Here is a 26,829-nt window from a genome sequence, read left to right on the forward strand (position 1 = left end):
TCATAACTTGCTCCTCACTTGTGCCTGATTAACCGCTTAAATGCGCGATCGCCTGGCGAATCCATTCCTCAGCATTAGCGTTTTGCTGTAGAATCGCACTGTCACTCACCGCAGTAATTGCTTGAGAAACTTCACTAGCACTGTAACCCAACGCGAGGAGAGTCATTTGCACATCTTCAAAAATTGCAGGTGGAGGTCCTCCAGAAGTCGCATTAGCAAAACCTGCACTCGTGCGCCAATCAGCTAGCTTCTTTTTTAACTCCAAAGAAATGCGTTCTGCTGTTCTACCTCCGACACCTGGCGCTTGAATCAGTAACTGCGTGTTGCCACTCACAATAGCTTGCACTAAGTCAGGTAGATCTAATGTATCTAGTAGCGCGATCGCAAGTTGGGCGCCAATACCACTGACACTAATTAGCTGACGAAACAAATCGCGCTGCGTGGCTGAACCAAAACCATACAGTAAAGGCTGTTCTTCTCGCATTTGCAGATGCGTAAAAACTTGTACTGTTTCCCCAATAGCAGGTAATTCCTCGACAAAACGCGCCGGAATTTGCAAGTCATAACCTACCTGATTCACATCTAAAGTGAGAATGACACGATTGCTATTGCTTTTGTCTACACCAGCGATGACACCTTTGAGATAACTAATCATCCCAAGAACCCAAAATACTGTAAGCCTTCTAAAATACCACCCGCACACGCTGCTTGCGCTAGATAGCGATAGTCAACCGGATTAGCATTATGCCACTCTAAAAGTTCTGCACTCGCGTTTCCTACAATGACTCCGCGTTCTTGTCCACTAGAAAATAAAGCAATATCATTGCCAGAGTCACCACACACAACAGTTTGTTCGGGGCACATTTCCCATTGTTGACGCAGAAATTGCACTGCTAGCCCTTTATCGCTGTTGCGCGGCAAAATATCTAAATCTTGACCTGTGCTGTAGATCAGCTTGACATCTAACCCTCGGTTTTGCAACAAAGTTTCTAGTTGGGGAATCACTTCACCAGAAACGGATTGAGTTAAGAAAAAGCTGACTTTAAACGGACGCTGTTCTGAATCAGGTTGCGGAACTAAATCAGCAAAATGCGCACTAGCCGCTACAATCGAATCACGATTCCAGCCTTGAGCAATTTTTGTACTCCATCCAGACTCAGGAGTGTCGCTACCGTTGAGGTATATTTCAGTTCCCACTGAAGTAATCAAAGCATCAGGTTCAAGAAGAGTCTTTTCGCTTGTCAGTAGGCGGTATAGTTCTGGCGATCGCCCTGTAGCATAAACGATCTTTGTTCCGTATTCTTGGCGATGCTGACTCAATTTATCATTAAGTGTGGATAGGGCTTCGTCATCGCCTACGAGGGTGTTATCTAAGTCGGTTACGAATAAAAATGGTGACACAGCTTCTAGTTTCAAAATAAAGGTACATCGCGATGGGCTTACGACAATATTTGCAAATATCTAGCTGAACTTTATCCCCAAAGTTTGTAAGTTGGCTATTTTCATCTCAAGAAACTGATATCCAGGTACTCAAAACAAAATTAAGTTTAGAACCAATTCGTGCCGATTCGGTGACGTTATTGCAAACCTCCAACCACATCCTACATCTAGAATTTCAAACTTTACCCGAATCAGAGCCACCATCACCACTACAAATGCTTGATTATTAGGTGCGGCTACATCGTCAGCTTGAATGCGGGAGAAAACCTCCCGCAACGCTGCTATGTCAATACCGTTGTCCTATCCACCAAGTCATGATTTTTCTAAAGTACACCAGTATCTTTTATGACTGTGGATGAGTTAGTTCAGTGGTTACAACGACAGTTAAATAGTAACGAAAGTATCGGGGAGTAGAAAACTATTGCTAAATTCCCGAATGAGCTTGGATTTAGATGAAGGCTGAGATTTTTATATCCTTAGAGTATCCTAGGAGGGATATACAGTTTATGCAACTAGGATAATATAAGCGATCGCACATGATGTCATCATCCTATTTTCTGCTAGCCCCTCGCTCCTAGTTAATGAAGTTTTTTCAGCAACAGTTATCTTCGTGGTTGCCACAACTCGATCCTCAAGTTTGGATTCTTGGTTTTGGTCGTTTTTTATCGGAAATTGGTACAGGGTTTACACTGTTTTATGCCCCCATCTTTTTTGTGAATCAGGTGGGCTTTTCGGCTACTGCGGTAGGTTTTGCTCTAGGTAGTGCTTCGATTTCTGGTATTTTTGGGCGAATTTTGGGTGGTTCCTTGTCTGATTCTCCCAAGTGGGGACGCCGTCGCACTTTACTCCTTTCTGCGGCTGTTGCGGCGATCGCTTCTTTGGTCTTGGCAACAACGGTCACTTTCCCAGTTTTAATTCTTGGTAACTTGCTTTCTGGACTTGGACAAGGATTATATTGGCCTGCAACCGAGGCGGTTGTTGCTGATTTAACAACACCTGCAAACCGACGCGAAGCTTATGCACTGACCCGACTCGCAGACAATCTTGGGTTAGGTACAGGAATTATCCTTGGTGGTGCGCTAGTGAGTACCACTGGAGCATACCGCGCGTTATTTTTGCTCGACGCAACTTCGTTTATGGTGTTCTTTGTCGTTATTTATTTGGCCATCAAAGAAACTTATCAACCTCTAGCGAATACATCTGATTTATCTGCGAAAAGTAACTGGGCTATAGCACTTAGCGATCGCCGCCTTTTGGTTTATGTTCTGGTAAATATTATTTTCACGACTTATACGTCGCAACTCCACAGCACGTTACCGCTGTATTTGCGAAATTTCGTATCTTCTAACTCAACTCAAGGATTCACCGAATCGACCCTCAGTGCTTTATTCGCTTGCCACATGGCAGTTGCCATCCTGTTTCAATTACCCATCGCGCGTGTTTTAAAACGCTTTACCCATCCTTATGCGCTCATTGTTTCTGCTTTGATCTGGGCAGTGGCTTTTAGCTGTGTTTGGTTTACTGGCATCACTCCTGTAAATCAACTATTCTGGGCGATCGTTGCAATGGGTATCTTTGGTCTAGCGATCGTTTCTTATACTCCCTCTGCCGCTGCTTTGGTGACAGAACTCGCGCCTGAATCTCAACGCGGAGTTTACTTTTCTATGAGTTCTCTCTGCTGGGCTGTTGGCTATTTCATCGGTCCACCATTAGGCGGCTGGGCTTTAGATCAATCGCGTGTTTTTGTCTACAGCTATTGGCTCGGTTTGGCTGCTAGTGTTTTCCTTACAATCGCCATCCTGCACTATCTCAACCAACTTGTGTATAAAAGCTCTAAGAAAAAATTATTTTAGAGGTCTAGCTAGACGTTAATCAATCTCTCTGATATAATTTTCTTTATAATGAAATTCTGTTATAAAATTTTGAAAAAACTCAGATTTCTATTATTCAGCAAATAAATTATAGCACATACTCAAGAACTCTTACACCCATACCATGAAATTAACGACGGCGTTCTTGCAGCTTGCGATAAACGTCTTTGAGTTCAACTTTGTGATGCGCTAAAGCGACAAGCGCGTGATAAAACAAATCAGCGACTTCAGCCGCGATCGCCTCAGGGTCGTCATCTTTACAAGCCATGACAACTTCAGCGGTTTCCTCACCTAGCTTTTTCAAGATCTTGTTATCTCCGTTAGCTAAAAGCTTACAAGTATAAGAATCTTCCGTGGGATAATCGCGGCGATCGCAAATTACAGCAAAAAGCTGCGACAAAGTATCTGCAGGAGGAGCCACAACCTGCCCATCGATACGGTGGAAACAACTGCGTTCTCCAGTGTGACAAGCAACATCGCCGATTTGTTCAACGCTAACGAGCAAGGCATCGCTATCACAGTCATAACGCAGCGATCGCACTTTTTGAATATGACCTGAAGTTGCTCCTTTGTGCCACAGTTGACCACGAGAACGACTCCAAAACCAGGTTTCTCCAGTTTCCATCGTTCTATGTAGCGACTCGCGATTCATCCAAGCCATCATCAATATAGTGCCATCCAAATAATCTTGGACAATTGCAGGCACTAAACCTCGGTCATCGTAGCGAATTTTTTCTACAGGTATAGCTTCATTTAATATTTCTTTATCAACAGACATAAAAACTATCTTGTACAGGCAATATCTACCCGTTCAAGATATCATTTAATGTATGGGACAGGTCGGTAACATTGAATCATTAATTGCTTTCGCTAAAGCAAATAGCTTAGCCAGAAGAGGAAGCTTAAACAAGTACGCTCATAGTTCTAGCCGAGTGCATTCTCACAGCACTTAAAGCAACCTTATGGGCTTTTACACTATCACCATACCAATGAATCGCACAGTTATATGCAGCGCGATACAAGTCCTGAGTAGTTTCAGAAAAACCCCTACGGATTTCTAAAGGTAAGTCTTGATTTGTTTGATATAACATAATTTTATTTTCCGATATTCCGGATGGGAATACTTGATAACATAGGACTTTCAAATAACACGTACCACCGTCCAAAGATAGACGTTTAGACATCTCACTAAGGAGAGAATCTTGGTCAAGACCACGATTAAAACAACCAAATCAGAAGAAATTTTTGCAGCAGCGCAGAACTTAATGCCTGGGGGTGTCAGTTCACCAGTTCGAGCCTTTAAATCTGTTGGAGGGCAGCCGATAGTATTTGAACGGGTTAAAGGAGCTTACATTTGGGATGTTGATGGCAACCAGTATATCGATTATGTAGGCACTTGGGGACCTGCCATCTGCGGTCATGCCCATCCAGATGTGTTAGCAGCGTTACACGATGTATTAGAAAAAGGCACCAGTTTCGGAGCGCCCTGTGCGCTGGAAAATGTACTTGCCGAAATGGTCATTGATGCAGTTCCCAGCATTGAAATGGTAAGATTTGTTAACTCTGGCACTGAAGCCTGCATGGCAGTGCTGCGGTTAATGCGGGCTTTTACCGGACGTGACAAAGTTATCAAGTTTGAAGGCTGTTATCACGGTCACGCTGATATGTTTCTGGTCAAAGCTGGGTCTGGGGTTGCTACCTTAGGTTTACCTGATTCTCCAGGAGTGCCTAAATCAACGACTAGCAATACTTTAACAGCTCCTTACAATGACCTAGAAGCTGTCAAAGCCTTATTTGCCGAAAACCCTGATGACATTGCTGGCATTATTTTAGAGCCTGTTGTCGGCAATGCTGGTTTTATTACCCCAGATGCAGGTTTTCTGGAGGGTTTACGCGAACTAACTCAAGAGTACGGCGCATTACTTGTATTTGATGAGGTCATGACTGGCTTTCGGATTGCCTATGGTGGTGCCCAAGAAAGATTTAATGTGACTCCTGACTTGACGACTTTAGGTAAAATTATCGGTGGTGGTTTACCGGTAGGAGCATACGGCGGTCGTCGAGAGATTATGTCAATGATTGCGCCAGCAGGACCTGTATATCAAGCTGGAACGCTATCAGGAAATCCCCTGGCGATGACGGCAGGAATTAAAACTCTCGAACTGTTGCAAAAACCAGGAACATATCAGTACCTAGACCAAATCACCAAAAAACTAAGTGATGGCTTACTAGAAATTGCCAAAAAAACAGGTCATGCAGCCTGTGGCGGTCAAATTAGTGGGATGTTTGGCTTGTTCTTTACTGCTGGACCTGTTCATGATTATGAAGATGCCAAGCATTCAGATCTAGATAAGTTCAGCCGTTTTCACCGAGGAATGCTCGAACATGGTATTTATTTAGCACCATCTCAATTTGAGGCAGGATTTACTTCTGTCGCCCACACTGAAGAGGATATCAACAAGACATTGGCTGCTGCTGAAGAAGTGATGTCGAGTCTCTAAATACCAATAAAAAGGGGACTAATATTAGTCCCCTGATAAATCTATCTACTAAAGGATTGTTGCTACACAATCTAAACCATTTTCAAGTCAGCATATTTTGCTAATAGGTCGTCAGAGCTTAAGGTATCACCGGCTGCTTGGGGAGTCCACAAAACTTCAATTGCCAACAAGCGATCGCTAGGAACAGCACCAAGAACTCGTAATGCTTGACGCAGATCCTCTGCACTATTAATTTGCGGCATTTGGAAGTTACCTAAAGTTGCTGCTAGTAGCGTAACAACAATATATTCTCCAGGACCTTCGGTCATTAGACGAGTAGGGTTATCTTGATCAGCACCTGGTAAAACTCCTCTGGAATCTGTACCTCTAAGCTGATTGTTGACGTTAGAAAGTGTTTCTTCGCTAAACTTGCTTCGTTCGGCAAGAGATAGGCGATTAAATTCAGCTTCAGCTGCATTTAACCGTGCTTGACCATTTCTACTACCAGCGTACGCCCAGTATTCGGGATGGCGTAGTAATGCCAGGCTTGCTTCTTGTAATACTGCGGCGCGACCTGCGGGAGAATTTGTATCAGCAGTTTCTGCAATGCGGTTGAGATCTTCTTGCAACCCGCGTGCTTGGGCTAACAAGCCTACTTGTAACTCGGCAATCGAGACATTAGGATTGCTGTTGTATCCAGTATCATATCCTGACTCGCCACCACTACTAGCACGACGGAACGATTGCAGCAGGAAGTTAGCGATCGCAAAAAATATCAAGATTGAAAATATACTGCCGAAGCCGCCGATTCCAAAGAAAGGAAGTAAGAAGGGAAAACCAAATCCACCTCCTGGGTAAGGAGCATAGTATCCTCCACCACCTCCACCAGGGGGACTGTAAGGACGGCTAGGCGCTGGTCGATTGAATGAACCGCCGCCGATGCGACCTCCACTTCGTGCTGCCAAGGCTGCATCAGAGTGACCCAACGCTAAGGCTGCAACAAGCCCAAAGAGAAAAAGGGGTTTTACAAGCGGTTTCATGGCTGAAAGCAGTTTCTTGAGCATAGTATGTGCCTAAAAGACAATATCGGCTTTGCTATATCCTATAAAGATATTTTATGTTTATTCATAACACCAGCCGATAGCCTGAGACATAATCTGCAAAGTAGAGCAATGTATTCCTTCTTTGCTAAATTTATCTACACAAGCTACTCCCTTAATGTATCGCTTCTTTCATGCCTCTAGCAGCAACCTGAGGGTGGATTACCGGATATGAATACCGTACCTGCTCAAAGCAGAGGACGCAGAGGAGCAGAAGAAGAATACTGTTTTCTATATAACTCAAAACTCAAAACTCATCACTAGTCACTCCCCCCGCCACCCACAATTGTGACGACTTCTAGGCGATCGCCTCCTTTAACTTGAGTTTCTGACCAATACTGACGGTGGAGAATTTCACCATTGTACTCTACTGCAACTAAGCGAGGGTTATAGCCTAGTTGGTGCAGGACGTCTGGAAGTTGAGAATCAGCCGCACAGGTACGCGTTTCGCCGTTGACTTCCAATGTGATGCGATCAGACATACGACTGACTCAATTCTGGTTTATTGTTGCGAATATGGACACGAGTAAGTTGAGATATAAAATATTGAGTAACCAAGGTGGGTTGTTCAGCTTCCACGATCGCTCTCACGACTGCCACACGTTCAGCACCGGCGGAGATGACATCATTAATATTATTTACATCGATACCGCCAATGGCGAACCAAGGAACGGAGCTATGCTGGGCTGCGTAGCGTACATACTCTAATCCGGCGGCTGGCTTATCTGCTTTGGTTGGTGTTTCATAAACAGGACCTACACCAATATAATCAGCGCCGCCTTGAATTGCGCGTTGCATTTCTTCTGCATTTGTGGTAGAGCAACCGATGATTTTATGCGGTCCTAATAGCTGTCGCGCTACTTTGATAGGCAAATCTTGCTGTCCGAGATGGACGCCATCAGCTTCCACTGCTAAGGCAAGGTCTATGCGATCGTTGACCAGAAATAACGCACCATATTTGTGACACAATTGACATAGTTGCTGAGCATGTGCCAGGCGATCGCCATCTTTAGCATTTTTGTCTCGATATTGTACTAAAGTCAGTCCTCCCGCTAGGGCAGCTTCTACAACTGACAACAAGTCGTTTGCTGGAGAGGTGACGAGATACAACTGCGATCGCAAAAGTTGTTGATGACGTTCGTAACCGAGAAACTGGCTTTCTAGTATATAAACACGATACCGCATGTGCTTAAATACACTACCCATCTGCGGATGATAAAGCTTGCCATATTCTTCTAAAACTCGCAAAGCTTCTTCCACACGACAAAAGTTTGCTTGAAGCAAAGATTTTAAATCAGTGCGTTGTTGTTCTTGTGGATGTGTCAGTTGCGTGCCAGGATCGCTAGGTGTATCTCGCGCCGCACGTAATTCTGAGTTATGCCAAGTTGCGAGTTCTTGCCGTAGTTGTTTGCATTCACCGCTCAACTGGGCATTATTCAAACCAAAGCGACACCATTCTTCAATTATGCGCAATCCTTCACGGGCGCGGTCTAAATTTGCGTCCAAGATACGGCAAACGGCTGGTTGCACTTGTCCTCTTTGGTTATGTGATTCGACCATTGGAACAAACCCATTATTGTTTTCATCGTACCAGCCAGCATTCATATTTCAGCAATTTGAGTGTGATTTAACTTTATTGCAAAAAGAAGTGTTTAATGCCATTGATTTTCTGCGACATCGGCTGTATAAGAAGCAGCATAGATTAACGTCGAAGTCGCCGTTGTCATCACCCTTGACTTTGATATTCCCAAAGTGATGCGGAGGAGTGCCGTGAATTTAACCCACCTTGATACCTACCTTGAATTTGCTCCTTGTAGCAGTGTCAATACACTTATTTTGAGCATAGCTAATATTTCTTACCTCAGTTCCAATACAATTGCAGTTGGTTTAGCAAGTATCACTTTACTTGTTGCCAGTGATGTTGGTTTATCGTCAGAATTGCCACTATTACACTTAGCATCGCGTCCCAATCAGACATCGCCAGCGAAAGTGATATATGTCAACCCTAATATAGAAAATACTGCTCAAGCCGATGGTAGCGATCGCGCCCCATTTAAAACGATTACTCAAGCACTAAAGTTAGCTCCGCCGAACAGCGTTATTATGCTAGCAAGCGGTAAATACAGCGCCGAAACTGGAGAAACTTTTCCACTCCAGCTTAAATCAGGTGTAATGATTCAAGGCGATCCGCAAACTCGTGGCAGTAATATTATTATCCAAGGTGGCGGTGTGTTCCTCAGTCCTACGTTTGCACGGCAAAATGTGACGATTATAGGAGCAAACCAAGCTACGCTGACAGGTGTCACCATCACTAATTCTCATCCACGGGGTTATGGTTTGTGGATCGAGTCGAGTCATCCCACGATTATCAACAATACATTTACTCGTAGTACCCATGACGGTATTTCGGTAACGGGTAATAGTACACCCCTCATTCGCAGCAATTACTTTCATCAAAATGGGGCAAACGGTATTACTATCTATGGCATCTCTCGACCAGAAATCCGCGAGAATATCTTTGAAAAAACTGGATTTGGTATCAATGTTTCACAGAAAGCCGCGCCATTATTAGTTGGTAATCGCATTACACAAAATCGTGCGGGAGTAGTGGTACAAGCTCAAGCTCAACCAATCCTCAGAAATAATACAATTGAGAGCAACATTGAAGATGGTGTTGTAGCGATCGCTTCTAGTCAACCTGATTTGGGCACTGCTAGGCAACCAGGAGGCAACATATTTCGCCAAAATGGCGGTTACGATATTAATAGCAAGGCGGCGCGTCAGACAATTCCAGCGTTCGGTAATACTTTAGCTGCTAACGCTCGTACAGTTGGTAATCTTGATTTATCAGGTAAAGTTGATTTAGCGGCAATCCCTCAGACGCCACCGCGAGTAGTACAACTGAATACAACTGCGACAACAATTGCACCAGTAGTCACAACAACTCCGACAAATTCAATCGCGATTCCTGTACCACCAGCGAATACAAACAATCGCGCCAATCCTCCACAATTACCTCCAGCGTTAGGTTCGGATACTGCGATCGCCATTACTGTACCGCCACCGACAACTTCCGCAACTATCCTCCCGCCACCAGCAAATCCTAATCCTGGCACCATAAATGTCCCAGTGTTACAGTCTGCCCAAATTACCGAAGCAGATTTACTTCCTGTTCCTAGTGGCAACATTCCGATCGGAAACCCGCGTAATTTACCAAAAATAACATTACCAAGAACAGCGCCTGCGCCTGGTACTCCACCACTTCCACCTACTCGCGAATCAGCTTTGGGTTTGCGTTATCGAGTGATTGTAGAAGCTGAAAATAAGAGTAAGCAAGACTTGGTGCGATCGCTTGTTCCTGGAGCTTTTCGGATGTTTGCGAATGGTAAAGTTTTTATGCAGGTAGGAGCTTTTGGCGATCGCGCAAATGCTAACGAAGTTTTGCAGTTACTCAATAGTCGTGGTTTAAAAGGGACAGTAGAACAAATTTAGGGAGTTCTAAAAACTGGAAGTGTTTAGTGGCTAGTGACTAGTGGTTAGTTACTAGTCATTAAGCAAAAAGGCTTTGGTGATTGCATCTAAGTCTTGTTTAAGCTAAATAATTAGAAATACAAAAAGGCACTAGATCTTAAGAAGACATAATGCCAATAACCTGAAGCAAAACTATTAAGCTTTATTGTTTTAAGATATCAAGATTCTACTGCTTAAAAACAAAATTGAATTGGCGGAGAAAATCGATATTCTCAGGAGATAAAAGTTTTTGCATAGAAGGAGTATTGTTGAGGATGCTAATTTCTTCTTCACAGACTTGACGCAGAATTTGTAAACAGCGATCGCGTTGAGAACCTGGAGGTAAGTTTTTAACTAGAGACATTGCCATATTAAGTTTTGGAACAACGCTAGCTTTGGAATTAGCATACTTTTCTAATTCTTGAACTTCTTGTTTCAAAGAATCAGCCCGTTGGCGCTCGTTATAATACTGCTGCATCACAATTTCCTGCTTGGCAAATCGCGAAGCGATCGTATTTAATAATTCTGTCCGAGTAAAAGGCTTAGTTAAATAATCATCTGCTCCTAAATCCATTCCCCGCCGCATATCAGCGCGATCTGCATTTGCTGTTAGAAAAATGAAGGGAATTGTAGCTGTTATAGAATCTTGGCGTAATGCTGTCAGAACATCATATCCGTTAAGTTCTGGCATTCTTACATCACAAATAATTAAGTCAGGTAAATATTCCTGTGCCCACATTGCACCAAAAAAACCATTTTCTGCACCAACAACATGAAAATCTTCTGCTTCGAGCAACTCAATGATATTAGCTCTAACATCTGGCTCATCTTCAATAACTAAAATCTTTTTCATTTAACTTAATTCCTAAGAATTTAATGGTAGTGTTACCGTAAAGGTTGTTCCTCTATTTACTTCACTATCAACAGTAATTTGACCTCCATGTAAATCAACAGACTTTTTCACAATTGCTAAACCTAGACCAGTACCCGAAATGACACCTACATTACTAGCTCGATGAAAAGAATTAAATAGTTGCTCTTGGTCTAGTTTAGGAATTCCAATACCTTCATCTTGAATAACAAAAACTAGCTCGTCTTTTTGACAAATCAAGTCAAAACGAACAACACCTCCTTGTGGAGAATATTTAATAGCATTTGATAATAAATTTGTTAAGATGTGTCTTAATAACTTTTCATCCAAGTAAACTATTAAATTTTGATATTGAGCTTGAAAAATAATCTGATGTTCTGTAGTACTAATTTGCAATTCTTCTACTAAGCTGGAGCAAAACTGAATTATATCTAATGATTGTGGATTAAACTCTAATTTCCCTGCTTCAGCTTTGCCAATTAATAAAACATCATTCAACAAACTAGTCATGTGGTTAACAGCAGACTGAATTTTATGAATATGACTAAGCTTTTTATCCTCACTCCATTTATGACTGTAATATTCTAATAATTCTGCTGAAGAGAGAATTGTTGCTAATGGAGTACGAAATTCATGAGACGTCATGGTGACAAAGCGTGATTTGAGTTCGCTTAGTTCTCTCTCTTTTTTCAAAGCATTGAATGTGTCGCGCTCGATTCTTTTACGTTCTGTAATATCGTAAGCAATGCCAGTTGTGCCGATAATTTCGTTATTTTCGTTATGAATTGGTGTTTTGATAGTTTCAAACCAAATCTCACTACCATCTGGATTAACTGAAAATTCTTCAAAATATTTTCTTTTGCCAGTCGCTAAAACTTCGCGATCGTCATCAATACATTTTTGAGCCAAATCAGGGGGAAACAAGTCGTAATCTGTCTTACCAACAACCTCTTCTAATTTTTTATTAAATAACTTCAGTAAGGGTTCATTAACAGCAATATATCTACTTTCGTTATCTTTAAGCCAGGCACTACCAGGAATATTATTTAAAATTGCTTTTAGCTGGCGTTCTTGTTGCTGTAATAAATCTAAAAATAGCTTAGTTTCAGTAATATCACGAACAATCACCATTACTTCATTTTCTGCACTAACTACGATTCTAAATTCGTAGTACCGCAAAAGATTATCTACAAATGTTTGTGATTCAAAAACTTGAAGTTCTCCTGTTGCTAAAGCTTTTTCGATACATGCTATTGCGGGTAAAGCAATTTCTGCAGAAAGCACTTCACATAAATGCTTGCCAACAAAATTATTTTCAGGTATAACTCAACTTTCATTTTTTGCTGCTTTAAAGTTAACAAAGTATCCTTCCTTGTTGATCCGCAGTAGTAGATCTGGTAAGGCATTGATTAAGGCTCGGTTTGTTGCCACACTAGAACGTAAAGCTTCTTCTGCTTGTTTGCGTTGAATCAAAGAGCCTAATTGAATAGCTACTGTTGAGATGATTTCAACAAGTCGTTGATCCTCCTCATAAGCCTCAAACATGAAAAAGACGAGGATTGCTAATACTTCATTGCGGTTAATAATTGGAATACCTACTCCTGCTTTGAATCCAACTTCTCTAACAAGTTGACAGCGTTGACAAATTGTATCAGATACATTGGAAACATCCTGAATCCACTCTGGATGCCTTGATTCCCAGACACGCCCTGGAATACCGACTCCTAATGAAAAAGTAAATGTTTGACTTAACGTTCTAAATTTTTCTAATTCTGGGCTAACACCATACCAAGCAGGGCTATACTCTAAGACATGAGAATTTGTCTTAGGAATCCACGCCTCACCAAATTTCCAACTTGTGAAGTCGCACACCTTTTGTAAAGCAATTCCTAATGCTGAATGAAAGTCTGTAGCTTCACTAATTGCTTGTGTCATCCTTTGTAAAAAAAGGACTTCTTCTTCTGCACGCCGTAAATCTATGTTTTCTATTTTTAATTGCTGACTAGCTTGTTCAAGTTCAAGAATGCGTTCTTCTAGTGTTTGCTTGCCAATGTAATTGTTTTTATGTGTAGAGTCTAGCAAGTGAGAGTCATCGGGATAAATATGAGATGGGTGAGTTAAACTATCTTGTACTGCTAGTATATGCTCATCTAGCGACTGTTTATCTCTACCTACAACCATTGTGCTACCTCTGATTATGCCTTATGCTGCTTTGAAGCAAGGTGAACAAATATCTTAAAAAATTGATATCATCCGCTCAATCGTATTCTGTAAATGGGCTGGCTGTAATCCGAGAAAACTAGGAGATAAATTTCTTCTGGTTCAGAGAAATTGCTGATACTTGTTAAAAATGACAGCAGAAGAGCGATTAGTCATTAAAATGCGAGTGCGAATGAATTCACTACCAAATAAATTAAAGTCCACCAATTTAGAGTGTTGAGTTATGAGTTAAGAAAATTCAAAATGATTGCCTCCGGCACGCTTAGGCGAACAAAACTTAAAACTCAAAACTATGCTTGAGTAGCCCTGACTTCAGTTGAATGGTATCTATGATTCATACAGGAGGTCTACAAAAAAAGACAGGTTTTGACAACCTGCCTGAGCAATCGTATTTTAGTTTTTGAAACCTTGTTTGTTACTTATTACTCATAGCTGGTGCACGGAATGACAAAGTAGGAGCTTCTTGAGAAACAAGAGTAGGCACAGAATCACGCAACCTTTCAGTTAACTGAATTGTTGTAGCGTCGTAGACTTGAGTCAGGATCTTAGGATATAAACCAATTCCAATAATTGGCACTAACAAACAAGCAATGATAAACACTTCTCGTGGTTCTGCATCGATCAATGCTTCATGAGAAACCAACTCCTTATTTTCTGGTCCGTAGAAGATCTCGCGGAGCATTGATAGTAAGTAAATTGGCGTTAAAATTACACCAACTGCCATGAGAAAGACGATGATGATTTTAAACGTCGGGCTGTAGGCATCGCTATTAGCAAAGCCGACGAATACCATCAACTCTGCAACAAAACCACTCATTCCAGGTAAAGCTAAGGAAGCCATTGCACAAGTTGTCCACATAGCGAACATCTTCCGCATTTTCTGTCCAACACCACCCATCTCATCTAACATCAGAGTATGAGTGCGATCGTAGGTTGCTCCAACCAAGAAGAATAGACTTGCACCAATCATGCCGTGAGAAATCATTTGTAAGATTGCACCATTCAAGCCCAAGTCAGTAAATGAGGCAATACCAATGACAACAAATCCCATGTGGGAAATTGAAGAGTAAGCAATTTTCCGCTTGAGGTTACGCTGGGCAAAAGATGTTAGTGCAGCGTAGATAATGTTGACAACTCCCAGAATAACTAACACTGGAGCAAAATAAGCATGAGCATCGGGTAGCATTCCGGCATTCATCCGAATTAAAGCATAGCCGCCCATTTTCAGAAGAATTCCTGCCAGTAACATATGTACTGGCGCAGTTGCTTCACCGTGGGCATCTGGTAGCCAAGTGTGTAGCGGAAAAATGGGGAGTTTTACTGCGTAGGCAATCAAGAAAGCTGCATACACCCATAATTGAAAATTCAAGGCATAGTCTTTAGCAGCGATCGCCCGCATATCAAACGTCACAGTATTGCCATAGAATGCCATTGTCAGGGCAGCAACCAAAATAAACAGTGAACCACCCGCCGTGTACAAAATGAATTTTGTGGCTGCGTACTGCCGCTTTTTACCGCCCCAAATTGCCAGCAATAGATATACAGGGATCAGTTCGAGTTCCCATACCAGGAAAAACAGCAGCAAGTCCTGAACAGCAAATACTGCAATTTGACCGCCGTACATTGCCAACATCAAAAAGTAAAACAAGCGCGGCTTGAGAGTAACAGGCCAAGCCGCCAACATTGCGAGCGTTGTAATAAACCCAGTTAGAATGACTAAAGGCATTGACAAGCCGTCTACGCCTACAGACCAATTTAAATCTAGCTGCGGCACCCAGGGGTAACTTTCCACTAGCTGTAAATTGGGGTTAGTAAAATCGTACTGAGAATAAAACGTCCAAACAATCAGTGCAAAATCGATCAATCCCACGACTAGGGAGTACCAGCGTACTGTTTTACCATCTTTGTCTGGTAGGAAGGGAATCAACAGTGACGCGGCGATCGGCAACAAAATTATCGTCGTCAGCCAGGGAAAATTAGCGGTATTCATAGTTAACTAGGGAGTAGGGAGTAGGGAGTAGGAAGTAGGGAACTTAGGGTTTTAACTCTTTACTCGCCCCTCGCCCCTCACCCCTCACTCCTCATTACGTCACACCAAAAACAATCACCAAGCCTAACACAGCCCCAAATACAATCAGGGCATAGAATTGAGCGCGACCATTTTCTAGGTATTTCAATCCTTCACCGCTAATGAGTGTGAAGAAGCCTGTTAAGTTAACTGCACCATCTACAACACGGTAGTCAACTTCCATGACTTGTCGCGCTAAGCGGCGACTACCTAAAACAAAGAAGCGGTGGTAAATGTCATCAAAGTACCACTTGTTGAGGGAAAGTTCATAAAGTGGCTTGATTGAAGAAGCGATCGCAGCTGGATCAATCCTACCGAACAAATACATTAGGGACGCTAGGGTAATTCCAATCAAGGAAATGCCTACCGAACTGCCTGCCATGATGAAAAACTCTGTTTGATCGAACTCGGCAACTTTTTCCATCACTTCTGCTAGGGTTTCACTCGGAGGATAGATAAACTCCTCAAAGTAGTTAGCATAAGGCGTTCCCACTAAACCAATCAGGATAGAAGGAATTGCTAGAGCAATCAGTGGTAGCGTCATCGTCCACGGTGATTCGTGGGGATGTTCGTTATGTCCATGACCGTGAGAATCGTCAGATAAAGCTGCTAGTTCTCTTGTATCCATAGCCCCAGGACCAAAGTTAGGCGCAAGGGGAGAAGGACTCATTAATGTATTAGCTGCGGCAGATTTCAATTTCTGGCGAATTTCAGCTTGATGACCACGGAATTTGCCTTCAAACGTGGAAAAATACATCCGAAACATATAGAAAGCTGTGATTCCAGCAGTTGCCCAACCAACAAACCATAGCAAGGGATTTGCTGCAAAGGCAGAACCTAGGATTTCATCTTTAGACCAAAAACCGGCAAATGGTGGAATACCACTGATGGCTAACGTACCAATCAAGAAGGTAATTGCGGTAATTGGCATAAATTTCCGCAGTCCTCCCATCATCCGCATATCTTGTGCCAAGGCTGGATCGTGTCCTACGACTCCTTCCATGCCGTGAATGACAGAACCTGAACCAAGAAACAGCATTGCTTTGAAATAGGCGTGAGTCATGAGGTGGAATAACCCTGCGCTGTATGCACCAACACCCATTGCCATCACCATATATCCCAATTGGGAAATCGTGGAGTAGGCTAAGCCTTTTTTAATGTCGTTTTGTGTAATAGCGATCGTTGCCCCTAAAAACGCTGTAAAAGCGCCTGTGAAAGCAATGACATTCATCGCTGCGGGTATACCTTCAAAAACTGGGTACATCCGCGCAATTAAAAAGACTCCAGCTGCAACCATTGTGGCGGCGTGGATTAGTGCCGAGATTGGAGTTGGACCTTCCATTGCATCCGGCAGCCAAACGTGCAGTGGAAATTGAGCCGATTTAGCAACAGGACCTAAGAAAACCAAAATTGCGAATAATCCGGCAAGCAGACTACTCAGTGAACCTGTTTCTACTAGTATTTGCAGGCGATCGCCGATTGCCTCAAATTCAAAGCTACCAGTTGCCCAGTACAGCCCTAAAATGCCCAGTAATAAACCAAAGTCACCGACGCGGTTAGTGACAAAGGCTTTCTGACACGCATCTGCTGCTGCTTGGCGATCGTACCAAAAGCCTACAAGTAGGTACGAACACATACCTACCAGTTCCCAAAAAATGTAAATCTGCACAATGTTTGGGCTAACAACCAAGCCCAACATCGATGAGCTAAATAGACTCAGATATGCGTAAAAGCGTACATATCCTGGATCGTGAGCCATGTAGCCGTCGGTGTATACCATCACCAAAAAAGCCACTGTGGTGACAATCACCAACATCAGGGCTGTGAGGTGGTCAATGGTATAGCCCATTGTCAGGTGAAAGTTTCCTGCGGCTGCCCACTCTAGCGTGCGGATATAAGGCGCGTGTCCTTGAAATTGACTGACAAGCAATGCCACTGATAGAAACATTGCGGCACCTAGCAAGGAGACGACAAACACCGCATTTAATTGCCGCGCGCGGTTCGTCACCTGATTGAACGAGATTAACCCAAGACCGACCAGCATTGCCCCGACCAAAGGTAACACCGGAACGAGCCAGGCATACTGATAGATTGCTTCCATCACTGACGCCTATATAATTCTTTTCTATTGTGACCAAACTGTTAACAATTGTGACATAAGGGTTTTATCATAAAATAGCCCACTTGACTGAAATATCCGTGGGATTCTAAAAATAGCTATCAGTTTTGAGCAAAGCGACTGATGAGTGGTTGGTGAGTAGTAGTTAGTGAATAGTTATGAGTTTTGACTTCTGAATTGAGGAATTTTCTTAACTCTCTACTGTTTTATGCTTAACACTGATTCCGAGTAACTCCTAGTTTCCCCAGATCTTTTTGCTTAAGCTAAACGACACTCCCACTCAGAAGTAAAAGATGAGCTTGCGCCTGCAAGAGAACAAAGTTTATTTTCGTAGAGAAGTTGAATTTTCTCTAGTTCTGCACGCAGTTCTTCCCGCCCGCGTAAAGTGTCCCATCGTCGCTGAGGATGACCATCTTCGAGCAGGATTAAGGTTGGTAGTGTGGTGAGACGAAAGGAGTTAGCAAGTTTGAAGTTTTCGTCAGCGTTGATGCCAACAACTTTGATTCGATGACCACACTGAGATTGAAACTGTGATAGTAAAGGTTCGATGTTGCGGCACAGACCACACCAAGGTGCCCAAAAATGCACAAGAACAGGAATAGGAGATGCTAAAACTTCTTGAGTAAATGTCTGCTCATTAACCGACAACACCATAATTCCTCTAAGTAAATTTATCGAATTTTATTATTAAATTAGCTACTTGACCTGAGCAGTCGAAAAAGTATGTATTAAAAATTTGACAATAGTTGTCAAAGACAACTGACTAACTGCTAGTTTTTAGTAGCCGATTTGAACCATGCTACATCAATTTGGGATCAATTGGTAAGCTAAAATTTTCGATTTACACTTTATAGGTAGAATAGTGGGATCAATTGTTGCAAGGGTTTTGACAAATTCGCGCTCAAGCAAATAGCATTCTAAAATGCGCATGTTTAGCGATCGCTAGTAGTAAGCAAGATTCCTCATTAAGAAAGCTTACCTTACCAATTGACTTGACCAGTTGCTTGAATTAAAAGTGGATGAGACAACCACAGTAAGATGACAAAAACGGTAACACCTAGGTAAGCAGGTCGGAAAAATTCTTGAAGTTTAAGCGTTTGTTTGCCTTGGACAATCGCCAGAAAAGGAATTATGGATGTCCGATCTTTAACGCTAGTAAAAGCTTCTCCGTAACGATTTGTTAAGCGGCGATCGCCATGCCAGACTCCAAATAAATGATGCAAGACGAGTCCTACAGAAGTCACGAGTGTAAATGTTGTTCCCAACCACAAGGTATGGGCAACGCACCAAATAATTTGACCCACCATTTGCGGATGACGCGTAATCCGAATAATGCCAGTTTCATAAAGATGAACTTGGGGTTTCTGAATGGCGGCAATTTCTAGTAGATTGAACGTAGCTGGATAAAGGAATAAAAAAGAAATAGCTGACAACACCCAAACGACTGATTTTATCCCCAAAACCCCTTGGACTTGCCACAATTGCCAACCATCGTACCTGTGATTGATAAAGTAAATGATTAAGATAACCGCCAATGGCAAACTTACCAAAGCAAAGACAACGCGATAAAGTCGCGCACCAATGCGTTTTTCTGCCCAAGGTCGTAATGCAGCTAGACCACTGTGGGCGATCGCAAATCCGACTAAAAGACTCAGCATAATGAAATGACTGGGCGTCAACCAAGCGAAAATCATGTAAATAAAGTTGTGAGAAGAAAACTAGCGTGCAGTACAACCAATAGCACAAAGTATTCAACAGGATCGACTTAATCAGAATGAGTTGTGATAGTGTCAAATTCTAGATTAAGTCACCTTAACAAGCAGGCTATGAACCATCTAGGTATGACCGCTCCAGATTGGTTGCCTGAAGTCTCCTTTCATCTTCGTGGGTTTAGCAGTATGTCTGACCTTCCGTTTACTTTAGATCAGTTACGCATTCTCAAAGCGATCGCTGCCGAAGGGAGCTTCAAGCGTGCCGCTGATAGTCTCTACGTCTCGCAGCCTGCTGTGAGTCTCCAAGTACAAAACTTAGAGCGACAGTTGGATGTTCCTTTGTTCGACAGAGGAGGACGCCGAGCACAACTGACAGAAGCAGGTTATCTCCTCCTTAGCTATGGTGAGAAAATTCTCACGCTTTGCCAGGAAACCTGCCGCGCTATTGAAGACCTCCAAAACCTCCAAGGCGGTACGTTAATTGTTGGTGCCTCGCAAACGACAGGAACTTACCTTTTGCCACGGATGATTGGTTTGTTCCGAAAACAGTATCCTGATGTAGCAGTTCAGTTGCACGTTCATTCCACAAGGCGTACAGCTTGGAGTGTAGCTAACGGGCAAGTCGATCTTGCTATTATTGGCGGCGAAGTACCCAGTGAATTGCAAGACTCGCTAGAAATTATTCCTTATGCGGAAGATGAGCTAGCATTGATTTTACCAATGTCTCATCCCTTTGCGAAGCTAGACACAATCTACAAAGACGATCTTTACAAGCTACAATTTATTGCCCTTGACTCACAATCAACAATTCGTAAGGTAATAGACCAAGTACTAACGCGCTGTGATATTGATACGCGTCGTCTCAAAATTGAAATGGAACTCAATTCAATCGAAGCGATCAAAAATGCCGTGCAATCAGGGCTGGGTGCTGCCTTTGTTTCGATTACTGCGATCGCTAAAGAATTGCAAATGGGAGGGTTGCACTGTGCCAATATTGAAGGCGTTGTAGTCAAGCGGACATTGTCGGTTATTGTTAACCCAAACCGTTACCGCTCCAAAGCCGCAGAAGCCTTCATTAACGAAATCTTACCGCAATTTGCTAAGCCAGGCTGGAATAAGGATGTGTTGAAATCGCAACGACCAATCGTACCTGAGTTTGATGAAGAAGAAGTCACGCCAAGCTCAGCTGGAGGATAGTTGCATGATGGGGATTTGGCGTTAAAACAATTTTTAGCCCCAACTTGGATTCATGGAAGTCTTCTGCACCCGTTCTGGTTGTCCTCGTCCCCAAAATTTTTTTGCGGATTTAGACGATAGCGCCACGCTCAAAACGATTCAACAAAAATACTGCACAGCTTGCGGGATGCCGTTGATCTTAGTCGGACGCTATCTACCGTTAAAACTGGTTGGCAAAGGAGGTTTTGGCGCAGCATTTTTAGCTCGCGATCGCTATACTCCAGGAATGCGCCGCTGTGTTGTTAAGCAATTTCAGCCTTCTGGCAACTTAACTCAAACTCAGCTACAAATTGCCCATAAATTGTTTGAACGGGAAGCTGAAGTTCTAGAAGAATTGGGACAACACGACCAAATTCCTGATTTGTATGCTTTTTTTGAACTAACAGTTCCCAGTTTACAAGCAAACTCGCAAGACAAGTTTTTCTATTTGGTACAGGAATACATTGATGGCAAAAATTTAGAAGAGGAATTACAAGAAAAAGGCAAGTTTTCTACTAGCGAAGTGGTGGAATTATTGCAGGGAATTCTCCCTGTGTTGCAGTTTATTCACGAACGCGGTTCGATTCATCGCGACATCAAACCGTCTAATATCATGCGCCATCGCAATGGGCGGCTTTATTTGCTCGATTTTGGTGCGGTTAAACAAGTCACAACTGCAGTTCCCATCAAAGGCTCAACAGGAATTTATTCCCAAGGTTACGCGCCACCCGAACAAATGTCTGGCGGGGACGTTTACCCATCAACTGATTTGTATGCCTTAGCAGTGACTGCTGTCATGTTACTGACAGGTAAAGAACCGGCTGAATTGTTTGATGCTTACAACAATCGCTGGAACTGGCGATCGCACGTTAGTGTTCCATCAGCGATCGCTGACATTCTCGATCGAATGCTGTCAGTGACACCTAATCAACGCTTTCAGTTTGCCCAAGACGTATTAGCTGCGATCGCCTCAGCGACGGCACCACCTGTATCTCCGCCACCAGTTACGCCGCCTGCTAGTACCGCTAAGGCAGTATCTCAGTCAAATCAACCACTATCACGCCAAAGCGTATTTTCGACATTAGAGTTGCTCTCAGGTGCAGGATTTAGTGGATTTGAGGGGGGTTTAATTGGAATTGCTATCTACAACTTACTCAATTCGCTACCCATCACATTAGCTGTAACTACATTCATTTTGGGGATACTCATTTTTGCCCAGACGCGACGCTGGGTTAATGTTAAAGATTTATTAATTTTAATCGGTATTACGCTGGCAATCATTTTGTTTATTCCAGCATTGCAAGGTGGACAGACAGTTTCAAATATATTGCTTGTCGCCTTAGTCACAGGCGCAGCAGCGATCGCTTTTGCAGCAATATTTCGTTTAATATACAAACTGCTTTCTTTAATTTTTTAATCTGAGATGCCCTCCGACTAAAGTCAGGGCTACTCAAGCAAAGTGTACCTTCGTACACTAAGATATAAGACTTTTAACAATGAGTTCACCTCTGTAGACTTTGTCTATGCAGCAGCGAATTCATTGGCTAAGCTTTGAGCAATGCTGATGCCATTTTGAATTTTAGAGCTTAAATTTTGAATTAAGTTCAATTTGAGGATCGCCTGATCAAATCTTATGTCTCAAAAAAATGAAACCGCTGTTTTAGTGTTGGCTCTCTTCATTACACTTGCAGTAATAGGTGGTAGTTTGTGGTGGTTTGCCAATCGATCAGGTATTGATATTGACTTCAGTAGAATCACAACACCATCAGAAGATGATAATTCGCCGCCTATTGTATCTGACAGTACAAATTTTGCCTCAGTACAAAATGTTCCCAACGGATTGTTTAACTATGGTGGTAGTACAACTTGGGCACCGATTCGCTTAGCCGTTGACTCTGCAATTCAAGCAGCACGACCAGAATTTCGCTTGCGTTATGTTAACCCAACAAGCGATACACCAGGTTCAGCAAGTGGCATTCGGATGCTTATTGACGGTACAATTGCCTTCTCACAGTCTTCTAGACCACTGCTCGATCAAGAAATTGCACGTGCCCAACAACGCGGATTTGGTTTGCAACAAATTCCAGTGGCAATTGATGGATTAGCGATCGCTGTTAACCCTAATTTGGATATTCCAGGACTCACTATCGAACAACTTCGCGCAATCTACAGTGGCAAAGTTGCCAATTGGAATCAAGTAGGCGGTCCTAATTTACCAATAGTACCTTTTTCGCGGCAGGTCAGCGATGGTGGCACTGTTGAATTTTTTGTTCAAGATATCTTGGCACAATCGTTTGGCTCAAATGTAGAATTTGTTCCTGACACGACTCAAGCATTACGCAGATTAGCGGTGACTCCTGGTGGTATTTATTATGCCTCTGCACCAGAAGTTGTCCCGCAGTGTACTATCAAATCTCTACCTATAGGGCGTGGGTCAGGTGAATTTATTCCACCCTACCAAGAACCCTTTGTTCCTTTATCTCAGTGCCCAAAGTCACGTAATAGCCTCAATCTTGAAGCTTTTCAAACTGGTCAGTATCCAATCACGCGTAACTTGTTTGTCATCATCAAGCAAAACGGTCAAAGTGACGAGCAAGCCGGAGATGCTTATGCTAATTTTCTTTTAACAACGCAAGGACAAGAACTCATCGAGCAAACTGGTTTTGTCAGAATTCGCTGACATAGAGGCTATGTAGGACGTTTATCCACAGAGGCATGTTACCTCTTAGCGATATTGACTGAATCTGCTGGTAAACAAATCAAATTATCTCCCTGAGTAATTAACAAACCTCGCTGACGTAATTTACCCATCAGGCGAGTCACAGTGACTCGTGTAGAACCAATTGCACTGCCAATTTGAGCATGGGTAAGCGGAAATGGTAAGCAATAACCACGAAGTAATTCGGGATCTTCTGGGCTGAAGGAAGGTTCACCATACTCTTCAACTAACAGTGTAAGAAATCCGAGCAAGCGATCAATTGTTCGCCTTTGCCCCAAAGCACTCAGCCACAATAATTTTCGTTGATGTTGGTAACGAAAGGCATCGAGAACTTCACGCCGGAAATGTGGCCAATTATCTAAATCGTGCCAATACATCCAAACTACAGAAGTTTGATCGACATGAGCGTATGCTTGAAGTGTAAACGGCGATTGAGCAACAATTTCAAAGGGCTGTCCAGCACCAACAAAGCCTAAGAAAGCTTCTTCGGGGGTGCGGTTAACTCTGCGGGAGGTAAGCTGACTGGCGGTGGCACTAACCTGGGCAGTACCCACAAGTCTAATCGCACCACGTTGTACTAAGTACAGTAGCCCTGGTCTTGCAGGAATTCGCTCATCTTTATTAAAAGAGCGAACTCGGTAGTGTTCTTGCGCCCAGTCAAGAATTCGTTGCCAAGTTAAAAACGGTCTTGGTGTTTCTGGAAATGTTGGGGACTGCATAGATGGAGAATGCATAAGTCGAAGCATTTGGCTTTTAGCCGAAAACGTTACAACAAGATGCAGCCGTTACTGATATGTTAACGCTCTCAAGAGCACCTAACAGACCAGTGTAATTATCGGCTACTAGTTAGCTTAACTCTACATTTGTTTTATAGGTCTTACAAAACAATCCTAGTATTAGATGTTACTTAATATTTACTAACTTTTGCAGTTTTTTTCTTTTGGCGATCGCGTAGTTCAATATTAAAACAACATAAAGTTTGGCAAAATTGAAACAATGTCAACACAAGAAATGTCAGCACATACAGTGATACACATTGCCAGGACTATCCACCCTCGATCCTTATTTCGTCAGTGATCTTCGTCACATTTTTAGGTCTTTTTTATCACATGACAATATCAGTAAAATTTTAGTATCGAATGAAACTGATTTGGATAGAAGTGATGGTTGAACAAAGCTGAATGTCTGCACTAGCGACGAGAAAAAATGTGTTTGAAATCATAAAATGATTGTGGTTGAATTTTGAACTAAAATTTACGCGTGGAATCAATTGTTATCTCCTAACTACTGCACAATTAAACACGTATTATTGCAGCAACTGCAAATAGCTCTCGATTTATACTTGCTGAATCAAAAGTTGTACGCAAAACCAAAAATTAATCTTTCCTGGAACTTAAAAAATAATCAAATTACTTATATCTGGGCGATCGCGTTGCAGTTAAGCGCAGTACAAAAGCTTCCGGCAATGCAAATTGCGACGACTATGATGCACTTGATCGACACTACAGCAATTTCTCAGACCATACCACCAACAAAGTTATCTACAGAAAATGCTGTTAGCTCAACCTCGATCGTAACTCATGTAGCACCACCAGGTTTAATTTATTTAGAATTAACAGATCTCACTGTTGGCAGTTGGCTACAGTACTTCACTATTAACCCTCCAAGAATAGAACAATATTGCTCGCAAAAAGGCAGTGGTGCTTCGCTGTCATTTACTCTTCAGTATACCCATGCTCGTTGTTGCTCAGTTCTACAGCTAGCTGCACAAGAGGGATTAATTACACTCCGATCGCAAGTAGAGTCTGCCGAAAATATTTTTCCTGTTGTTTCAGAACAGACACCAATTTCTTTTCTTGATTCTCAACAACGCCTTCTTTGTTGTCACTCAACTGAGCAAGCTTTAATCAAGCAATTACTAGTACTATTTGATAACTTATACTATCCCCGCACCGAGTCAAAAGCACAGTGGGAAAAAATAACACTAAATTTGTGTCAATCTTGGCAAAACTTCTATACTCACTGTCGGATCTGGGGTGAAGTCAAACAAAATAATCTACTTCTAGCACGGGCGCGATTGGGTTTAACGTCATTAACTCAAAGTCTTCTAGCTGTATTCCTAAACGATAAGTTAGGTGTTTACGCACCAACCGAACTATAAGGCAGAATTCGTAGGGATCAGAACATATTGCCAGAGACTGGAAATCTTAAACGCTAATTACATAAACTTTCTCTTCTTCTGGTATGACATTGGTAACTTCTACCTTTAGATAGAAAATTTTGCGCAAAGCAGTGACAAATAGATAGAGTTCATATAATATTGCAAGTGTGTGAGGAGCGAACCAGTCAGGGTACCGAGACGAAACACGGCCAGTCGTCGGTACTCTTTCTGTGTTTGAGGGTGAGACGTAGATAAAAGGTTTTACTTAAGCAAAATAAATTCTTCAATTGCTGCTGCTGCACCATCTTCTTCAACACTCGGCGCTACCCAGTGGGCAATATTTTTAACTGCTGTCGGTGCATTACCCATTGCAACGCCAACACCAGCGTATGCAAGCATCTCTACATCATTGAAATTATCACCAATTGTCATGACATTTGCAGCTTGGATACCTAAGCATTCTTCTGCTAAGTAACGTACGGCTGCTGCTTTGTTTACTAGAGGATTGGTTGCTTCAAAAAAAGTCGCAACGGATTTTGTCATGTACAGTTCAGCAGGCGTGTAGCGCTGCCGCAAGCTTCCTAAAAGACGATCGATCAAGACAACATCATCACTGAGTGCAAGCACTTTTGTTGGTTCATCTGCAAGAACTTGACGCAAGTCACCAACAGCGATTGGTTCAATCCCAGAACGTTCTGAGTAGAGTTGAGTTTCTGATGTGAGTTCGCGCACATAGAGGCGATCGTTGATATAAAAGTGAACTGATAATAGCGATCGCAGTTGGGGTTGTTCAAAGTAATCTAACAACTGGTACGCTGTTGCTTTCGCTACAGGTAAATGACGGTGAATTTTTTGCGTGTGGGGATCTTGAATCCAGGCTCCTTGGTAAGCTAGTAATGGCATTGTCGAGCCAATATCTTGATGAAAGCGTAAAGCAGAGCAATACATTCGACCTGTAGCTAGTGCAACTTCAATGCCCTGGACTTTTGCTGCTTGGATCGCCTGACGTACAGCAGGGCGAATTGTGTTTGATTCTCCGGCGATCGTGCCATCAATATCGAGTACAAGTAGTTTAATTGAAGTCTTAAAGAGTTTTGAGTTTTGAGTTTTGAGTTTTGAATTAGTCATTGGTAATGGGGTTGGAATAAAGTATAAATAAACTTCACTTATGCTTGATACGTCTGGCAATACGTATTTTGGCAAAATACGATTTATCTTGTTATGCAAACGGTTAATAAACAATTATTCTGACATTTTTTACGCCCAAATTTTAAACCAATAAGGCAAAAATGTGTGGATTAGTTGTAGTAGGAAATACTTAATGTTGGCGTTTTCAATATCAC

General features: G+C 42.5%; 23 protein-coding genes and 1 pseudogene. 8 read left to right on the top strand and 16 right to left on the bottom strand.

Annotated elements, in window-relative coordinates; genetic code table 11:
* Positions 1 to 28 precede the first annotated feature (28 nt).
* Together ruvA and CSQ79_RS10160 are read right to left on the bottom strand one after the other, a co-directional pair.
* Positions 29 to 655: a Holliday junction branch migration protein RuvA gene (gene ruvA / locus CSQ79_RS10155; RefSeq protein ID WP_099701073.1), complete on the bottom strand. Its 627-nt coding sequence runs from the start codon at positions 653 to 655 to the stop codon at positions 29 to 31.
* A complete protein-coding gene (locus CSQ79_RS10160) occupies positions 652 to 1,401 on the bottom strand; it encodes a sucrose-phosphate phosphatase (RefSeq protein ID WP_099701344.1) in 750 nt (249 codons plus the stop codon). The genes ruvA and CSQ79_RS10160 overlap by 4 nt, the downstream gene beginning before the upstream one ends.
* 48 nt (positions 1,402 to 1,449) lie before the next feature.
* Here CSQ79_RS10160 and CSQ79_RS28870 point away from each other — a divergent pair.
* Positions 1,450 to 1,778, top strand: a pseudogene (locus CSQ79_RS28870) (hypothetical protein); the annotation flags it as partial.
* Positions 1,779 to 2,021: 243 nt separating this feature from the next.
* Positions 2,022 to 3,293: an MDR family MFS transporter gene (locus tag CSQ79_RS10170; RefSeq protein ID WP_099701074.1), complete on the top strand. Its 1,272-nt coding sequence runs from the start codon at positions 2,022 to 2,024 to the stop codon at positions 3,291 to 3,293.
* A gap of 148 nt (positions 3,294 to 3,441) precedes the next feature.
* On the opposite strand, the gene hisIE is transcribed toward CSQ79_RS10170, so the two are convergent.
* The gene (gene hisIE, locus CSQ79_RS10175; RefSeq protein WP_099701075.1) at positions 3,442 to 4,089 is read right to left on the bottom strand and encodes a bifunctional phosphoribosyl-AMP cyclohydrolase/phosphoribosyl-ATP diphosphatase HisIE; all 648 of its coding nucleotides are present in this window, start codon (positions 4,087 to 4,089) and stop codon (positions 3,442 to 3,444) included.
* A 124-nt stretch (positions 4,090 to 4,213) separates the two neighbouring features.
* Entirely contained in the window at positions 4,214 to 4,402 is a 189-nt protein-coding gene (locus tag CSQ79_RS10180; RefSeq protein ID WP_099701076.1) for a ChaB family protein, read from the bottom strand.
* Positions 4,403 to 4,513: 111 nt separating this feature from the next.
* Here CSQ79_RS10180 and hemL point away from each other — a divergent pair, with 111 nt between their 5' ends.
* Positions 4,514 to 5,812, top strand: coding sequence for a glutamate-1-semialdehyde 2,1-aminomutase (gene hemL, locus CSQ79_RS10185; RefSeq protein WP_099701077.1), 1,299 nt, complete (start codon positions 4,514 to 4,516; stop codon positions 5,810 to 5,812).
* A 71-nt stretch (positions 5,813 to 5,883) separates the two neighbouring features.
* Here the strand turns inward: hemL and CSQ79_RS10190 are convergent, their stop codons facing one another.
* From CSQ79_RS10190 to CSQ79_RS10200, 3 genes are all read right to left on the bottom strand, one after another.
* Entirely contained in the window at positions 5,884 to 6,855 is a 972-nt protein-coding gene (locus CSQ79_RS10190) for a DUF1517 domain-containing protein (protein WP_099701078.1), read from the bottom strand.
* A gap of 296 nt (positions 6,856 to 7,151) precedes the next feature.
* Positions 7,152 to 7,373 (bottom strand): sulfur carrier protein ThiS, encoded by a 222-nt coding sequence (thiS, locus tag CSQ79_RS10195; RefSeq protein WP_099701079.1) that lies wholly within the window; start codon positions 7,371 to 7,373, stop codon positions 7,152 to 7,154.
* Positions 7,366 to 8,496: a thiamine phosphate synthase gene (locus CSQ79_RS10200; protein ID WP_099701080.1), complete on the bottom strand. Its 1,131-nt coding sequence runs from the start codon at positions 8,494 to 8,496 to the stop codon at positions 7,366 to 7,368. Before CSQ79_RS10200 ends, thiS begins: the two co-directional genes overlap by 8 nt.
* 165 nt (positions 8,497 to 8,661) lie before the next feature.
* On the opposite strand from CSQ79_RS10200, the gene CSQ79_RS10205 reads away from it, so the two are divergent.
* Positions 8,662 to 10,383 (top strand): DUF1565 domain-containing protein, encoded by a 1,722-nt coding sequence (locus tag CSQ79_RS10205; RefSeq protein ID WP_099701081.1) that lies wholly within the window; start codon positions 8,662 to 8,664, stop codon positions 10,381 to 10,383.
* Between the two features lie 205 nt (positions 10,384 to 10,588).
* Here the strand turns inward: CSQ79_RS10205 and CSQ79_RS10210 are convergent, their stop codons facing one another.
* From CSQ79_RS10210 to CSQ79_RS10240, 7 genes are all read right to left on the bottom strand, one after another.
* On the bottom strand, positions 10,589 to 11,254 hold the full coding sequence (locus tag CSQ79_RS10210; protein ID WP_099701082.1) for a response regulator transcription factor: 666 nt from the start codon (positions 11,252 to 11,254) through the stop codon (positions 10,589 to 10,591).
* 12 nt (positions 11,255 to 11,266) lie between these two features.
* Positions 11,267 to 12,556, bottom strand: coding sequence for a PAS domain-containing sensor histidine kinase (locus tag CSQ79_RS10215; protein WP_143755449.1), 1,290 nt, complete (start codon positions 12,554 to 12,556; stop codon positions 11,267 to 11,269).
* A gap of 42 nt (positions 12,557 to 12,598) precedes the next feature.
* Complete coding sequence (locus CSQ79_RS10220; protein ID WP_099701083.1) at positions 12,599 to 13,453, bottom strand: GAF domain-containing protein; 855 nt, start codon at positions 13,451 to 13,453, stop codon at positions 12,599 to 12,601.
* Positions 13,454 to 13,907: 454 nt separating this feature from the next.
* Positions 13,908 to 15,482 carry a photosynthetic/respiratory NAD(P)H-quinone oxidoreductase subunit D1 gene (gene ndhD1, locus CSQ79_RS10225; protein WP_099701084.1) on the bottom strand — a complete coding sequence of 525 codons (1,575 nt, stop codon included), beginning with the start codon at positions 15,480 to 15,482 and terminating at the stop codon, positions 13,908 to 13,910.
* A 94-nt stretch (positions 15,483 to 15,576) separates the two neighbouring features.
* On the bottom strand, positions 15,577 to 17,661 hold the full coding sequence (locus CSQ79_RS10230) for an NAD(P)H-quinone oxidoreductase subunit 5 (RefSeq protein WP_099701085.1): 2,085 nt from the start codon (positions 17,659 to 17,661) through the stop codon (positions 15,577 to 15,579).
* A 276-nt stretch (positions 17,662 to 17,937) separates the two neighbouring features.
* Entirely contained in the window at positions 17,938 to 18,333 is a 396-nt protein-coding gene (locus CSQ79_RS10235) for a thioredoxin family protein (RefSeq protein WP_099701086.1), read from the bottom strand.
* 326 nt (positions 18,334 to 18,659) lie between these two features.
* Positions 18,660 to 19,373, bottom strand: coding sequence for an NnrU family protein (locus CSQ79_RS10240; RefSeq protein WP_099701087.1), 714 nt, complete (start codon positions 19,371 to 19,373; stop codon positions 18,660 to 18,662).
* Between the two features lie 204 nt (positions 19,374 to 19,577).
* Between CSQ79_RS10240 and CSQ79_RS10245 the strand changes: the two genes are divergently transcribed.
* The 3 genes from CSQ79_RS10245 to CSQ79_RS10255 all read left to right on the top strand — a co-directional run bounded on the left by CSQ79_RS10245 (position 19,578) and on the right by CSQ79_RS10255 (position 23,286).
* Complete coding sequence (locus tag CSQ79_RS10245; protein WP_099701346.1) at positions 19,578 to 20,588, top strand: LysR family transcriptional regulator; 1,011 nt, start codon at positions 19,578 to 19,580, stop codon at positions 20,586 to 20,588.
* Positions 20,589 to 20,640: 52 nt separating this feature from the next.
* On the top strand, positions 20,641 to 22,023 hold the full coding sequence (locus CSQ79_RS10250) for a serine/threonine-protein kinase (RefSeq protein WP_099701088.1): 1,383 nt from the start codon (positions 20,641 to 20,643) through the stop codon (positions 22,021 to 22,023).
* A 216-nt stretch (positions 22,024 to 22,239) separates the two neighbouring features.
* Positions 22,240 to 23,286: a PstS family phosphate ABC transporter substrate-binding protein gene (locus tag CSQ79_RS10255; protein WP_099701089.1), complete on the top strand. Its 1,047-nt coding sequence runs from the start codon at positions 22,240 to 22,242 to the stop codon at positions 23,284 to 23,286.
* A 38-nt stretch (positions 23,287 to 23,324) separates the two neighbouring features.
* Here the strand turns inward: CSQ79_RS10255 and CSQ79_RS10260 are convergent, their stop codons facing one another.
* A complete protein-coding gene (locus CSQ79_RS10260) occupies positions 23,325 to 24,044 on the bottom strand; it encodes a Crp/Fnr family transcriptional regulator (protein WP_099701090.1) in 720 nt (239 codons plus the stop codon).
* A gap of 551 nt (positions 24,045 to 24,595) precedes the next feature.
* Here CSQ79_RS10260 and CSQ79_RS10265 point away from each other — a divergent pair.
* Positions 24,596 to 25,486 carry a DALR anticodon-binding domain-containing protein gene (locus tag CSQ79_RS10265; protein ID WP_099701091.1) on the top strand — a complete coding sequence of 297 codons (891 nt, stop codon included), beginning with the start codon at positions 24,596 to 24,598 and terminating at the stop codon, positions 25,484 to 25,486.
* Positions 25,487 to 25,747: 261 nt separating this feature from the next.
* Here the strand turns inward: CSQ79_RS10265 and CSQ79_RS10270 are convergent, their stop codons facing one another.
* Positions 25,748 to 26,614, bottom strand: a complete 867-nt coding sequence (locus CSQ79_RS10270; RefSeq protein ID WP_099701092.1) for a Cof-type HAD-IIB family hydrolase — start codon at positions 26,612 to 26,614, stop codon at positions 25,748 to 25,750.
* Positions 26,615 to 26,829 lie beyond the last annotated feature (215 nt).

Origin of the sequence: Gloeocapsopsis sp. IPPAS B-1203 (assembly GCF_002749975.1) — a bacterium.
GTDB lineage: Bacteria > Cyanobacteriota > Cyanobacteriia > Cyanobacteriales > Chroococcidiopsidaceae > Gloeocapsopsis.

What these genes read in the sequence shown, in the direction of transcription:
- ruvA (WP_099701073.1), bottom strand. Translation starts at nt 655, where the DNA reads ATGATTAGTTATCTCAAAGGTGTCATCGCTGGTGTAGACAAAAGCAAT.
- CSQ79_RS10170 (WP_099701074.1), top strand. Translation starts at nt 2,022, where the DNA reads ATGAAGTTTTTTCAGCAACAGTTATCTTCGTGGTTGCCACAACTCGAT.
- hisIE (WP_099701075.1), bottom strand. Translation starts at nt 4,089, where the DNA reads ATGTCTGTTGATAAAGAAATATTAAATGAAGCTATACCTGTAGAAAAA.
- CSQ79_RS10180 (WP_099701076.1), bottom strand. Translation starts at nt 4,402, where the DNA reads ATGTTATATCAAACAAATCAAGACTTACCTTTAGAAATCCGTAGGGGT.
- CSQ79_RS10190 (WP_099701078.1), bottom strand. Translation starts at nt 6,855, where the DNA reads ATGCTCAAGAAACTGCTTTCAGCCATGAAACCGCTTGTAAAACCCCTT.
- thiS (WP_099701079.1), bottom strand. Translation starts at nt 7,373, where the DNA reads ATGTCTGATCGCATCACATTGGAAGTCAACGGCGAAACGCGTACCTGT.
- CSQ79_RS10200 (WP_099701080.1), bottom strand. Translation starts at nt 8,496, where the DNA reads ATGAATGCTGGCTGGTACGATGAAAACAATAATGGGTTTGTTCCAATG.
- CSQ79_RS10210 (WP_099701082.1), bottom strand. Translation starts at nt 11,254, where the DNA reads ATGAAAAAGATTTTAGTTATTGAAGATGAGCCAGATGTTAGAGCTAAT.
- CSQ79_RS10220 (WP_099701083.1), bottom strand. Translation starts at nt 13,453, where the DNA reads ATGGTTGTAGGTAGAGATAAACAGTCGCTAGATGAGCATATACTAGCA.
- ndhD1 (WP_099701084.1), bottom strand. Translation starts at nt 15,482, where the DNA reads ATGAATACCGCTAATTTTCCCTGGCTGACGACGATAATTTTGTTGCCG.
- CSQ79_RS10230 (WP_099701085.1), bottom strand. Translation starts at nt 17,661, where the DNA reads ATGGAAGCAATCTATCAGTATGCCTGGCTCGTTCCGGTGTTACCTTTG.
- CSQ79_RS10235 (WP_099701086.1), bottom strand. Translation starts at nt 18,333, where the DNA reads ATGGTGTTGTCGGTTAATGAGCAGACATTTACTCAAGAAGTTTTAGCA.
- CSQ79_RS10240 (WP_099701087.1), bottom strand. Translation starts at nt 19,373, where the DNA reads ATGATTTTCGCTTGGTTGACGCCCAGTCATTTCATTATGCTGAGTCTT.
- CSQ79_RS10245 (WP_099701346.1), top strand. Translation starts at nt 19,578, where the DNA reads ATGTCTGACCTTCCGTTTACTTTAGATCAGTTACGCATTCTCAAAGCG.
- CSQ79_RS10250 (WP_099701088.1), top strand. Translation starts at nt 20,641, where the DNA reads ATGGAAGTCTTCTGCACCCGTTCTGGTTGTCCTCGTCCCCAAAATTTT.
- CSQ79_RS10255 (WP_099701089.1), top strand. Translation starts at nt 22,240, where the DNA reads ATGTCTCAAAAAAATGAAACCGCTGTTTTAGTGTTGGCTCTCTTCATT.
- CSQ79_RS10260 (WP_099701090.1), bottom strand. Translation starts at nt 24,044, where the DNA reads ATGCAGTCCCCAACATTTCCAGAAACACCAAGACCGTTTTTAACTTGG.
- CSQ79_RS10270 (WP_099701092.1), bottom strand. Translation starts at nt 26,614, where the DNA reads ATGACTAATTCAAAACTCAAAACTCAAAACTCAAAACTCTTTAAGACT.